The organism is Halobaculum sp. P14, from assembly GCF_051195155.1.
Lineage (GTDB): Archaea > Halobacteriota > Halobacteria > Halobacteriales > Haloferacaceae > JBNTKA01.
This window is the reverse complement of sequence record NZ_JBNTKB010000002.1, coordinates 184109-194066: the sequence shown is the minus strand read 5'-3', so window position 1 is coordinate 194066 and position 9958 is coordinate 184109. Positions and strand designations below refer to the sequence as shown.

12 protein-coding genes are annotated in these 9958 nt (G+C 69.6%); all 12 read right to left on the bottom strand.

The window, feature by feature from the left end; translation table 11 throughout:
- Positions 1–6: 6 nt before the first annotated feature.
- Positions 7–1923 carry a DUF7343 domain-containing protein gene (locus ACQUS7_RS06020; RefSeq protein ID WP_435145582.1) on the bottom strand — a complete coding sequence of 639 codons (1917 nt, stop codon included), beginning with the start codon at positions 1921–1923 and terminating at the stop codon, positions 7–9.
- Positions 1924–2216: 293 nt separating this feature from the next.
- Positions 2217–2816 (bottom strand): DUF7504 family protein, encoded by a 600-nt coding sequence (locus tag ACQUS7_RS06015; protein ID WP_435145579.1) that lies wholly within the window; start codon positions 2814–2816, stop codon positions 2217–2219.
- 212 nt (positions 2817–3028) lie between these two features.
- Positions 3029–3991: a magnesium/cobalt transporter CorA gene (gene corA / locus ACQUS7_RS06010; protein ID WP_435124004.1), complete on the bottom strand. Its 963-nt coding sequence runs from the start codon at positions 3989–3991 to the stop codon at positions 3029–3031.
- Positions 3988–4167 carry a hypothetical protein gene (locus ACQUS7_RS06005; protein ID WP_435145576.1) on the bottom strand — a complete coding sequence of 60 codons (180 nt, stop codon included), beginning with the start codon at positions 4165–4167 and terminating at the stop codon, positions 3988–3990. Before ACQUS7_RS06005 ends, corA begins: the two co-directional genes overlap by 4 nt.
- A gap of 75 nt (positions 4168–4242) precedes the next feature.
- Positions 4243–4524 (bottom strand): DUF5808 domain-containing protein, encoded by a 282-nt coding sequence (locus ACQUS7_RS06000; RefSeq protein ID WP_435145573.1) that lies wholly within the window; start codon positions 4522–4524, stop codon positions 4243–4245.
- Positions 4525–4703: 179 nt separating this feature from the next.
- Complete coding sequence (locus tag ACQUS7_RS05995; RefSeq protein WP_435145570.1) at positions 4704–6377, bottom strand: bifunctional N(6)-L-threonylcarbamoyladenine synthase/serine/threonine protein kinase; 1674 nt, start codon at positions 6375–6377, stop codon at positions 4704–4706.
- 28 nt (positions 6378–6405) lie between these two features.
- Positions 6406–6714, bottom strand: a complete 309-nt coding sequence (locus ACQUS7_RS05990; protein ID WP_435123999.1) for a 30S ribosomal protein S24e — start codon at positions 6712–6714, stop codon at positions 6406–6408.
- Positions 6715–6769: 55 nt separating this feature from the next.
- Entirely contained in the window at positions 6770–7291 is a 522-nt protein-coding gene (locus ACQUS7_RS05985) for a GTP-dependent dephospho-CoA kinase family protein (protein WP_435123997.1), read from the bottom strand.
- A gap of 4 nt (positions 7292–7295) precedes the next feature.
- Positions 7296–7493 carry a transcription elongation factor subunit Spt4 gene (gene spt4 / locus ACQUS7_RS05980; protein WP_435123995.1) on the bottom strand — a complete coding sequence of 66 codons (198 nt, stop codon included), beginning with the start codon at positions 7491–7493 and terminating at the stop codon, positions 7296–7298.
- Positions 7494–8069 (bottom strand): DNA-directed RNA polymerase, encoded by a 576-nt coding sequence (locus ACQUS7_RS05975; RefSeq protein ID WP_435123993.1) that lies wholly within the window; start codon positions 8067–8069, stop codon positions 7494–7496.
- A 2-nt stretch (positions 8070–8071) separates the two neighbouring features.
- A complete protein-coding gene (locus tag ACQUS7_RS05970; RefSeq protein WP_435123991.1) occupies positions 8072–8458 on the bottom strand; it encodes a PIN domain-containing protein in 387 nt (128 codons plus the stop codon).
- Between the two features lie 4 nt (positions 8459–8462).
- Positions 8463–9689 (bottom strand): translation initiation factor IF-2 subunit gamma, encoded by a 1227-nt coding sequence (locus tag ACQUS7_RS05965; protein WP_435123989.1) that lies wholly within the window; start codon positions 9687–9689, stop codon positions 8463–8465.
- Between the last annotated feature and the right edge of the window lie 269 nt (positions 9690–9958).

Sequence of the window (9958 nt, the reverse complement as noted above, 5' to 3'; positions counted from 1 at the left end):
CGGCGGTCAGGCGTCGAACGGGCTGTCCGCGCCGTCGGGTTCGTCGCCGGGGAGCGTGACGACGTTGCCGCGGCCGACGTTGATTTTCGTGACCTTGTCGTCGTCGGCCATCCGGGAGAGCACGCGGCTCACCTTCGATTTCGACCAGCCGGTCTCGTCGACGAGCGTCGACTGCCGGATGCGGCCGCCGTTCCGACGGAGCACCGCGAGCACCGCGTCCTCGTTCGTGAGCGTGTCGAGCGGCGGCTCGGTCGGCTCCTGTCGAGCGGCCGCGGTGCCTCCCCCGGATTCGCCGGGTTCGGCCGGCGCTCCGTCTGCGTCCCCGGCGACGAAGGCGTCGTTGTCGACGCCCGATTCACCGGGAGTCGCAGGGCCGTCGGCGCCAGCGTCCGCAGGGTCAACGTCCGCTGCGTCCGCGGCGTCCGCGTCGTCGGCGTCCGCGGCGTCGGCGGCGGTAGCGTCGGCCGGCGTCGACCCGGTGAGTGCGGCGGAGACGACGTGAACCCTGTCGCTGAGCCGAGTCGCCGCCGCGGAGAGCCGGGCGGTCACGGGCGAGTCGCGCACGCGGCTGCGGACGCGCTCGGGGACGTACGGGAGCCAGCGCCGGCGGGACGCCCAGGCGACGCCGCCGAGCAGGGCGCCGACCACCGGGAGGAGAAGCGGCCACGTCGGGAGGCCCGTGTCGGTGTCGACGGTCGCCGCGTCGCCGCGGCCGTCGCCGTCCGTGTCCGCCGCCGTCGGGTCGGTGCCGAAGCGGTTCACTTCGTCGCCGTCGCCGAGGCCGTCACCGTCCGTGTCGACCCGGTTCGGGTTCGTTCCGTGCCCGTTCACTTCGTCGCCGTCGCTGAGGCCGTCCCCGTCCGTGTCTGCCTTCGTCGGGTCGGTGTTGGTTTCGTACGCCTCGGCGCCGTCGGCGAGGCCGTCGTCGTCCGTGTCGGCCTTCGTCGGGTTCGTGCCGAAAGTGTACACTTCGAGCGCGTCGGCGAGGCCGTCCCCGTCCGTGTCCGCCGCCGTCGGGTTCGTCTCGTGGTCGTTCACCTCCGCGGCGTCGCCGAGGCCGTCACCGTCCGTGTCCGCCGCCGTCGGGTCGGTTTCGTGGGTGTTGCGTTCGAGGGCGTCGGCGAGACCGTCCCCGTCCGTGTCGGCGCGGTTCGGACTGGTGCCGAAGCGGTTCACTTCGTCGCCGTCGCCGAGGCCGTCACCGTCCGTATCGGCCTTCGTCGGGTTCGTCTCGTGCCGGTCGACTTCGTCGCCGTCGCCGAGGCCGTCCCCGTCCGTGTCGACCGTCAGCGGGTCCGAGCCGAACGTGTCGAGTTCGAGGCCGTCGAGCAGGCCGTCGCCGTCGGTGTCCGCCTCGGAGAAGTTCGTGCCGACGGTCACTTCGCGGGCGTTCGTCGCGCCGTCGGCGTCCGCGTCGGCCTCCTTTTCGATGACGGCGACCTGGTGGACGGTGCGCGCCGCGACGTCGCGGCTCAGCGTGTCGGCGGTGACGACGACGCTGACGGACTGCGCGCCGCGGAAGCCGTCGGGCCACTGCTCGAAGGTGAACGTGAGTTGGTCGGTGCTGTTGCCCGACAGCACGACCGACCGGCACGCCAGGTCCGCGGTGGAGCCGTTGTCGGCGGGCGTCGACTGGACGCACACCTCGTAGTGCCCCTCCCCTTGCCCCGCCATCGTTTCGAGGGTCACGTCAAGGGTCGTCCGGTCGCCGGCCCAGATGTACGACGTGTTGCCGCGCGTGAACACGACGTCGCCCTCGCCGAACGAGGACGACGCGATGCGGACCTGCTGGTGGTCGGTGGCGGCACCGCCGGTGCTGACTGCTGCTGTCGCGACGCCGGCGGCGACGGGCGCGGCGAGCAGGACGACCGCAAGCAGGAGCGCGGATGCGGCGGGGACGGAGTCGCTTTGTTTGGGAATCACGCGGGCCTCTGTGGTCGTTCAGGCCGTTTCCGCTCGCGGACTTAACCCTTTCGCGCTCCGTTTCGTCCTCTGAGAACCGACGAAACAGTCTGAAACAGTCAGCGAACAATCGGTGGAGACACGCCTACGTACAGCGGTTTTGAGTGAAACGGTCGGGTTTCCGATGAGAAGTGTTCGGCGAGAAGTGGTGGGTGGAGGGCGCGTGCCGCCGGCCGGAACCCCCTACAGTTCGGCCGGCGAGCGGTCGCGAGGACCGGGCCACGTCAGGGGAGTCGTCCCCCCTGAAAGTCGCGTCAGCGACGGCGTGTCACGGTGGCGCCGTCCGCGTCCACGCGCACGACGGCGTCCATCAGCGACGCGAACGTGTCGACGGTGCACTCGTCGTGTGCGCCTGCGACGAGTCCGTAGACGGCGACCGCGTCTTCGGACGCGAGTCGGTTCACGACGGCGTTGCAGAAGCGGTAGCAACGCTGCCGGTCGACGTACTGGAGGAGCGTCGTGAGCGACGGGACCTGACAGTCGATCTGTCCGTCCTCGTCGGCCACGGACGCGAGGAGCTTGTCGATGGCGACCCCGAGTTCCGTGAGGTTCGCTGGCGAGGACACCGGCTCCACAGTCAGCCGGTCCTCGTCCACCTCGACGGTTCCCCCCTGTGGGGTCGCGTCTGCGACGAGCACGGTGCGGCCGTCGGTCGGCCACTCCGCCAGTTGTTCGACGTCGACCTGCGTGAACGCGACGAGCAGCAGCGGGCCGTCACCGGCGACGCGGCCGCGTTCCCCTGGCGCGGCGGTCGAGCCGTGCGGTTCATCCAGAACCAACACGTTCGATGCGTCGGCGAGCTGTGACGGCCACGCGCCGCCCTCGTTTACCGTCGTGTGCAACGTCCCTGACATGGCGTCTGCAGCGACGGCGACAGTCGACTAAAACCCGGATAGCCGTCCCGTCTCGTTTCGTCGTCCCACCCCCACCATTTCATTCCGTTCTGCTATATCGAGAAATCATATTTCGGCGCCTCGGGTCCGTCGCCCCGAAACGGGCTGAAACACTCCGGCGAAATCAGCGAAACAGTCCGTCGCCGTGTTGCGGTTTCGTGGGTCGCCCGCGGCTACAGCCAGCCTTCGCGCTGGAAGTAGGCGACGAGAATCACGGCGACCACTGCCATTCCCAGGAGCGTCGCCGGGTACGCGTACGGCCAGGTCAGCTCCGGCATCACCTCGAAGTTCATGCCGAAGACGCCGGCGATGAACGTCAGCGGCAGCACGATGGTCGCGACGACGGTGAGCCGACGCATCACCTCGTTCGTCGACTGCGACAGCGTGTTCAGGTAGATGTCGCGGGCGCCGCTCGTCAGGTCGCGGTACGTCTCGGTCAGCTCGACGAGCTGCACCAGGTGGTCGTAGGTGTCGCGGTAGTACTTCTCCGTCTCCGGCGTGACGTGCGCGTCGTCGCGGTACAGGACGCCCATCGCGTCCCGGGTCGGCCACACGACGCGCCGCACCGACAGCAGGTCCCGGCGGAGGTCGTTGATGACGCCGAGCGTCTCCGTGTCGGGCGACTCCACGACCCGCTCTTCCACCGTCTCGATGTCGCCTTCCAGTTCGTCGAGCAGGTCGAAGTAGTCGTCGACGACGCGGTCGACGACGAGGTACCCGGTGAAGTCCGGGCCGGACGAGAGCGCGCGCCGCTCGTCGCCCGCGACCCGGTTCCACACGGAGTCCACCGACCCGACGGACTCCACGGTCATCGTGACGAGCCAGTCGTCACCGACGAACACGCCGACCGGCTGCGTCCGCATCTCCTCGAGGAACGTCGTCTCGCCGACACGGAACCGGGCGGCCTTCACCAGCAGGAACGTGTAGTCGTCGAGCACCTCGGCTTTCGGCCGCACGTCGTTCACGACGTCCTCCACGTGCAGCGGGTGGATTCCGAACTCCCGGCCGACCGACTCCAGTTCCGCGCGGTCGTCCGACTCCGCCCACGTCCACGTCGTCCCGGGCGCCGAGATGGCGTCACTCGGCTCGTCGAACGACGACGCCCCCGCCGCGGTGTACGACAGGGACCGGTTCACTGCTCACCTCCGTCGGCGGCGGCCGGCCGGCGATACGTGACCGCCGCGAGCGTCACACCCGCCATCAGGCCGACCAGGCTCGCCTCGCGGCCCGGATACGGCGCGACGACGCCGGCGGCGTAGCCGACGAGCGACGCCGCGGTGAGCGCCGCCGACGCGGCAAACGCACGGTTCATGGCTCACCGTCCCGGCGCAGCGAACTAAACCTTATCCGCGGCCGCACGGCAGAACAGTCCCGCAGTCGAGGCGTCTCAGTCGTCGTCGACGATGACCTCGACCGGCTCGTCCTCGGCGTCGGACTCCTCGGCGCCGGACCCGCCGGCGCGTTCCTGGTACAGCAGCGCACCGGCGACCGCGAGCACCACCCACGACCGCCAGCTCGCGAGGTTCAGCGTGTAGCCGATGCCGAACGGCTTCTTCACGACCATCCCCTCCCCCGGCTGCCAGTACGACGACAGCAGCCGGCCGATACTCGGCCGCTCGAAGTTGTACGGGATACCGAACAGCTCCCCGGACTCCGGTTTATCAACCATACGTGACAGGTACGTCCGCACCCGATAAATGGTTTCGGCCTCCCCGCCGACATGACGCCGCGGCCGCCCGTAGTTTCTTCAGCGATGCCGCGGCCAGACGCGCCGTGACGTAGCAGCGACCGCGCGACGTCCAGCGGCTGTGCGGCCACCGTCGCGTGCGCGTCCGGCCGCCTGTCCGCCTACTGGCTCGCCGACTCCGACTCGGTCGCGGCCTGGTAGCGACCGCGCCCCTCCACGGTTCTGAGGCGGTCGAGAACCGCGCCGTCCCCTTCCTCGCGGTAGCCGGCCTCGACCGCTTCGATGAGCGGCTCCGGCGTTTCGGCTGTGCCGACGAGCGACTGCTCGAACACGTGGAGGTCCATCGCGCGGTCCTCGACGTGCTCCGTCGCGTAGCCCAGCCCGAAGTCGATGAGGTACGTCCGGTCGACGTCGCCGCGGTCGCCGTTGTCGCCGCCGTTTCCGGTAGCGTAGCCGCCGCGTCCGACCCTGACGTTCCGTGTCGTCGGGTCGCCGTGTACCGCGCCGGCGGCGTGGAGTCGCGCGAGGTGTCGTCCGACGGTCCGGCACCGCTCCGCCGTGAGCACCGCCGCGAGGTCCGCGTCGCCGACGTGCTGCATCGTCAGCGTCGCCTCCGGCACGTCCACGTCGCGGACGAGCGGCGTCGGCACGCCCGCCTGCCGCGCCTCCGACAGCAGCCGCGCCTCCCGGACCGTCCGGCGCCGCCGCAGCGACGCGTCCAGCTCGGGGTGCCGGTAGCCCTTCGGCACCCGGCGCTTGACGACGTCGTCGCCGCGGAGTTCGACGACCGCCTCCGCGCCGCGGAGGTCGCTCGCGCCGCCCGCATCGGCGCGGCTCACGGACTCGTCCGTGCCGCGCCACGTCACGTCCACCTGGTCCGGCCGGAAGTCGGGGTCCACCGCCGAGTCCGCGACCGGGACCGTGTCGCCGGCGGCGGCCATCTTCGCGCCGAGCACCGCGATCATCCCGGCGTTGTCGCGGAGGAACCGCGGCTCCGGTGCGTAGAAGTCCGCGCCGCGCGCCGCGCACATCTCCGAGAGCATCTCCCGCAGCCGGTCGTTCTGCCCGACGCCGCCGCCCAGCACCAGTTCGTCGGTGCCGGTGAGCGACAGCGCCCGCTCGGAGACTTCCGTCAGCATCGCGAACGTGTGCTCCTGCAGCGAGAAGCAGACGTCCTCTACGGGGACGCCGTCGTCGTACGCCTGCTTCGCCGCGGACATGATGCCGGAGAACGAGAAGTCCATCCCCTTGACGACGTACGGCAGGTCGACGTAGCTGCCGTCGGCGGCGTGCGCCTCGATTTTCGGCCCGCCCGGGTGGCTCCAGCCGACGTGCCGCGTGAACTTGTCGAGGGCGTTGCCGACGCCGGTGTCCATCGTTTCGCCGAGCACTCGGTATCGGCCGTTGTGGTAGCCGAGCAGGTGCGCGTTGGCGCCGGAGGCGTTCAGACACACCGGCGAGTCGAACCCGGAGCGGTGCCGGCCGATTTCGAGGTGCGCCACCATATGGTTCACGCCGACCAGCGGCACGTCGAGCGTCCGCGCCAGCGACCGCGCCGCGGTGCCGACGATGCGGAGACACGGCCCGAGGCCGGGGCCGCGCGAGAACGCGACGGCGTCGATGGCGTCGGCGCCGAACGCCGCTTCGGCGTGGTCCAGCGCCGCCGCGACGACCCGGGGGACCGCGTCGCCCATGTGTTCTGCGGCCTCTCGCGGATGGATGCCGCCGCTCTCCGGCTCGTACGCGTCGGACTCGATGAAAACAGCGTCGTCCTCGGTGTCGTAGACAGCGGCGCTCGCACACCACGCCGTTCCTTCGATGCCGAGGACCCGCATTCGGTTCAGGTCGGGGACGGTGCGGGAGTTACGCCTCTTCGGCTTCGACGTCTTCCTCGGCGCCGATGGCGTTCCGTTCGAGCATGTACTCCTGTTCGACGTCCGCCGCGTGGTCGGCCGACTCGTACACTTTGGCGTAGCCGACGGTCTTCCGCATCCCGAACTTCGTGTCGAGTTCGTGAACGACGACCTCGTCGGCGCCCTTGTCGAGTTTCGCGGCCAGCGAGTCGCGGACCTGCAGGCGCGCAGGGGTGGCTTCGTCGTGCGTCACTTCGAACCGGACGTCAGTCCGGTGCAGCATGGGGTTCTCCTCTTCGGAGATGATGTCGATGTCCATGGTTCAGTTGCCGGAGAATCCGGTTGATAGCGGGAAAAGGATTTCGAAGGGCGGCTCAGAGCCGTGCGAGCGCCGCCTCGGCGTCGCCATCCATGCGGCGGAGCAGGCTCCGGGCCTCCGCGCGCGCCTCGGCGTCGACGTCGACCAGCACCATTCCTTCGTCCGGCTGACCGTACACGACGCTCGCGCCGTCGGGCGCGGCGACGATGGCGGGGAGCGTCGCGAGGTCCTCCTCGCCGTCGACGTAGACGACGACTGGCTCGTCGCGGTCGAGAGCGTCCCGGAGCGCGTCGAGCATCGCCTCTGAGATGGTCGCCGGCGGGTTCTCCACTTCGATGCGAGGGTCGTCGCCGTCGAGCACCGCCGCGATTTCGGTGCTGACCGCTTCGCGTTTCGTCTTCCCGTCGATGACGGCGACGTCCGGGTCGCGGCCGGCGACGCGGAGGTGGTAGGTGACGACGTCGCCGACGGCGACGACGGGGTCGCCGGCGTCCCGGAGCAACGGCTCGGCGTCGGTGTAGACGGCGCCGAGCGGCTCTTTGAACGCCGACCGAAGCGCCTCGGGAAGCGTCAGCATTCCGTTACCGGACTTTCAGCGCGTAGCTGCCCGGCTCGGAGACGTTCATCTCCGGCGCGATCTCGGACTGCTCGGGGTGTGTGATGATGACGTACCCGGCCCAGTCCTCCGTCAGCGACGAGGAGCCGCAGTTCTCGCAGGTCTGCGCGTTCGGGTCGTTCACGTAGTGGCACTCGCGGCAGGCGAGCCGGTCTTCGGCCATTCAGTTCCCCTCCGCGGTCGCTTCGTCGCGCTTTGCGGCCTCGTCTTCGAGCCAGCCGTGCTTGCCGAGCCCGGGCTGTTTCGCGGTGAGCCCGATCTTGGAGTCGCGGGGGTTGCGCTCGTCGATGCTCTTCGTGACGACGCGCACCCGGACCGGGTCTTCGACGCCGAGCGTCTGGTTCGACTCGGTCGACGCGAGCTGCTGGTTCTCGCCGTCGTACGCGAGGTATTCGTCCGAGATCTGCGAGACGTGCAGCAGCCCGTCGACCGGGCCGATGCCGACGAACGCGCCGAACTCGACGACCTCCACCACGTTCCCGTCGACGACTTCCTGCATCTTCGGGTCGAACGTGATGGCGTCGAACTCCGCCTCGTAGTAGACGCCGGGCCGGGAGGGCAGCACGGCGCCCTCGCCGATGTCGGTTACTTCGATGACGCTGACTACGCTGCCGACGTCCTCGTCCATTCGCCCTTCGAGTTTGTCCTGTAGGAGCTTGCGGACCCGGTCGCGGCTGACGTCCGCCAGGTGCTCCGGCGGCACCTCGACCGTGTCCTTGAGTCGTACCCGTTTGTACATCGTTATGGTTCTGTTACCGCCAGTGTGTTCGCGCCCCTTAAACCGATTACGCGTACGTTCCGCGCGAGCAGCCGGTCCCGAAGGGGCTTGTCGTTCGTGACGACGTAGCCGTCGAAGTCGCCGGACGCGAGTTCGACGACGGCGTCGTCAGCGTACTCCGCCTCCGCCTCGACGACGCGGCACCGGTCCGCGAGGTCGCGGCCGACCGAGGCCGCCGTCGCCTCCTCGCCGCCGGATTCCGCCGCCAGTTTCTCCAGTTCGTCGACGACGGCCTGCGCCGTCACCGGCTCGTACACCGTGAGCAGCCGGTCGAGTTCGTCGAACACGCGGACGCCGCCTTCGACCGGCAGCATCAGCGCGTTCGCGTCGAGCAGCGCCGTCGTCGTCATCGCCTCACTCCAGCGTCCCGACGCCGATGAGTCGCCAGCGGGCGCCCATCCGTCGGTTGATCGCGATCTTCGCGCCCTCCTCCGCGCAGACGGGGCGCTTCAGCGACACTTCGCATTCGCCGTCGCGCGCGCTCGTCACGGCGCCGACGGTGGTCGCGGTGCCGACGGTGAGCATCAGCGGCTCGCCCGTCGAAATCTCGTCGACGGCGCCTTCGCCGACGACGCGGTCGAGCAGCTCGACGCTCATCTCGAACTGGTCGCGCGTCGGCGGCAGCGTCCCCGGTTCGCCGGCGACCTGGCCGGCGAGCGCGTCGCCTTTCGTCAGGCTCGGGTCGAGGCCGGTGCCGACGCCGAGCAGGCCGCCGGGCGTCGCCTCCTCGACCGGCTCGCCACCGGCCTGCAGCGACCGCACCGACGTCTCGATGTCGCGGTACTCGGACTGGCCGCCCTCCTCGACTTCGCGACCCGGCCGAAGCACCAGTTCGTCGTCTTCCTCCAGCGTCCCCTGGACGAGCGACCCGCCGAGCACGCCGCCGAGCAGGTCGTCGGCCGTCGTGCCGGGACGGTTGATGTCGAACGACCGCGCGACGTACATCTGCGAGGGCAGCGTCTCGTCGCGTTCGGGCGTCGGGATGCGGTCTTCGAGCGCCGAGATGAGCAGGTCCGTGTTGATCTCCTGCTGGGCGCTAATCGGGACGATGGGCGCGTCTTCGGCGACCGTGCCCTCGACGAACTCCTCGATTTCCTGGTAGTTCTCGCGGGCGCGCTCGGCGTCGACGAGGTCGATCTTGTTCTGCGCGATGACGATGTTGTCGATGCCGATGATGTCGAGCGCCATCAGGTGCTCTTCCGTCTGCGCCTGCGGCACCTCCTCGGCGGCCGAAATCACGAGGACGGCGCCGTCCATGATGGACGCCCCCGACAGCATCGTCGCCATCAGCGTCTCGTGGCCCGGCGCGTCGACGAACGAGACGGTCCGCAGGACCTCCGTCTCGACGTCGTGCTCGGGGCACGTCTCTGCGACCGTGAAACACTCGGGCTCGTCACAGTCGGGGCAGCGACGCAGCGTCGCGTCCGCGTAGCCCAGCCTGATGGAGATGCCGCGTTTCATCTCCTCGCTGTGCTGGTCGGTCCACGACCCGGACAACGCCTGTACCAGCGTCGTCTTTCCGTGGTCGACGTGACCGACGAGTCCGATGTTCACCTCCGGTTGTGTATGTTCCGTCACCATTGACCTCCTGAAGGGATAATCTCGTACTAGATTCTCCCCGAACGACTGATAAACCTGCTGTTCTCCGACAACCCGGCTCCCTCCCGCAGTTTTCAGCCACCAGTCGCTGCTCGCGCGCGGGCGTCGCCGACCGCGCCGGCGGCGGTACACGGACCGCACCGGCGACTGCATCGGTCACGGCACGCCGACCGCGCCGGCGACGTAGCCGCGCTGCGTGCCCCCGAGACGAGGCGAAACCCGGGATAGACGAACGGACGCGCTTATACGCC

Excerpts from the sequence above, each read along its gene's own strand:
- ACQUS7_RS05990 (WP_435123999.1), bottom strand. The coding sequence starts at position 6,714 with ATGGACATCGACATCATCTCCGAAGAGGAGAACCCCATGCTGCACCGG.
- spt4 (WP_435123995.1), bottom strand. The coding sequence starts at position 7,493 with ATGGCCGAAGACCGGCTCGCCTGCCGCGAGTGCCACTACGTGAACGAC.
- ACQUS7_RS05985 (WP_435123997.1), bottom strand. The coding sequence starts at position 7,291 with ATGCTGACGCTTCCCGAGGCGCTTCGGTCGGCGTTCAAAGAGCCGCTC.
- ACQUS7_RS06005 (WP_435145576.1), bottom strand. The coding sequence starts at position 4,167 with ATGAACCGTGCGTTTGCCGCGTCGGCGGCGCTCACCGCGGCGTCGCTC.
- ACQUS7_RS05970 (WP_435123991.1), bottom strand. The coding sequence starts at position 8,458 with ATGACGACGACGGCGCTGCTCGACGCGAACGCGCTGATGCTGCCGGTC.
- ACQUS7_RS06015 (WP_435145579.1), bottom strand. The coding sequence starts at position 2,816 with ATGTCAGGGACGTTGCACACGACGGTAAACGAGGGCGGCGCGTGGCCG.
- ACQUS7_RS06000 (WP_435145573.1), bottom strand. The coding sequence starts at position 4,524 with ATGGTTGATAAACCGGAGTCCGGGGAGCTGTTCGGTATCCCGTACAAC.
- ACQUS7_RS05975 (WP_435123993.1), bottom strand. The coding sequence starts at position 8,069 with ATGTACAAACGGGTACGACTCAAGGACACGGTCGAGGTGCCGCCGGAG.
- ACQUS7_RS05995 (WP_435145570.1), bottom strand. The coding sequence starts at position 6,377 with ATGCGGGTCCTCGGCATCGAAGGAACGGCGTGGTGTGCGAGCGCCGCT.
- ACQUS7_RS05965 (WP_435123989.1), bottom strand. The coding sequence starts at position 9,689 with ATGGTGACGGAACATACACAACCGGAGGTGAACATCGGACTCGTCGGT.